At 43.2% G+C, this 1,657-nt stretch carries 1 protein-coding gene; it reads right to left on the bottom strand.

All coding sequences use genetic code 11. The features are described from left to right. Positions 1 to 1,657 (bottom strand): methyl-accepting chemotaxis protein (locus tag A3763_RS18575; RefSeq protein ID WP_068760325.1); only part of this gene is annotated, 1,657 nt, incomplete at both ends.

Below are 1,657 nucleotides of genomic sequence, written 5' to 3'. Positions count from 1 at the left end.
TCTTCACACACGCATGACTGTTCTTCTGAAGCGCTTGCTACTAGTTGGTTAATCTCATTTATAACTGAAATCGAAGAAGCAATTTGGTTAAGTGATCGTTGTACTTGTTCACTTTGACGAACGGTACTTTGACTTTGTTCATTACTTCGTGTCATGACTTCGACGGCTCTCTGTGATCCACTTTTGAGTCGATCAATCATTTCTTGTATTTCTTCTGTGCTTTGTTGAGTGCGTCCTGCCAAGCCTCTAACTTCATCAGCAACAACAGCAAATCCTCTACCGTGCTCACCTGCTCGCGCAGCTTCGATTGCGGCATTGAGAGCAAGGAGGTTTGTTTGTTCCGCGATTCCAACGATCACGTTGAGGACGTTTACAATTTGATTGACCTCATCTTCAAGTGTTGAGATGACGCCTGTGGCATCCTCAATTTCAGCTGATAAACTGCCGATAGTCGAGATTGCTTCGGTGACAATTTGTTCGGCTTCTTCACTGACAATTTTCGCTTCGGTCGCACTTCTCGCCGCATTTTCGGTATTTTGAGCAATTTCTCGACCACTTGAGGACATCTGATTGATGGCTGTAGCGATTAGGTCTGTTTGACGTCTTTGTTCGTCTACACTCTCATTTGTTCGTTGAGCAACGTTGTCCATTTCCGTGATCTCTGCCGACATTGTTACAGAACGACTAGATACCTGGCTAATAATGTTATGGATGTTATCAAGGAAGCTGTCAAAGTGATTTCCTAGGGTGCCGAGTTCATCCTTTGACTCCATGTTGAGACGCAGTGTGAGGTCTCCTTCTCCTTGTGCTATGTCTTCAATTCGCGTGCTAATTTCGTTTAAGGGGCTGAGGATTGAGCGCAGTAGAAGTAAAGAGAAGATAATCACAACCACGACGCCGCCAATTGCAGTCATCGTCATAACGCTTAGTGTCGCCTGTTGAATTTGATTAATGACATCGACTTCATTTTCAACTACTCGATCTCCGCTTTCTTCAAATTTACCCAACTGCACCAGGAGTTGGTCAGCAATTGTGATGTATTTGATATGAGTTGTTTGATATGCGTGAGTTGCTGCAAACAGCTTTTTTGTTAGTTCTTCATGTTTGTCTAAGTGTTTTGTGTAGGCCTCTTCATAACTAAGGTTTTGCCATTTGCTTCCTGCATTTAATTTGAATGCACCAGTACTGAACATTTCCTTTGCTGCTTCTTTTTGGAATGCGAGCGCTTCGTTCAGATTGTATTGTGCGGCACTATGCTCTTCGCTCTTTGCGATAAAACGAGCCATATGGTAGAGACCAGAGAGTAAGCCGATACTAGACTCCATTGCGCCATCGGCAGCCAACCACATATTATCTAGGCCAGTATCCCATGTGACTAATTGAGAGGGGGACTTTTCTAGTTGTTCGACCGTTGAATCTCCGATTGCTTCTATTTCGCTACTTAGTTTGACGAATTTTTCTGCATTTTCATCATATTGATATTTTAAGAAGGCAAAGTCTTTATACTCTTTTAGCACTTCTTCGAGCAGCTTTTTATACTGACTTTTGTTTAAGGAAAAATTTTCGATTTGAGTGGCGTCCATGAGCCCTGCATCGCGGAGCTGATCTATCGCTTCATCGGTGCTTTGTTGGGCTTCCTTGATTGACTCTAGCCCTT

It is taken from the genome of Oleiphilus sp. HI0128 (genome assembly GCF_001635365.1).
Note: the sequence above shows the minus strand (reverse complement) of the source record. Positions and strands in the feature narration are given on the sequence as shown.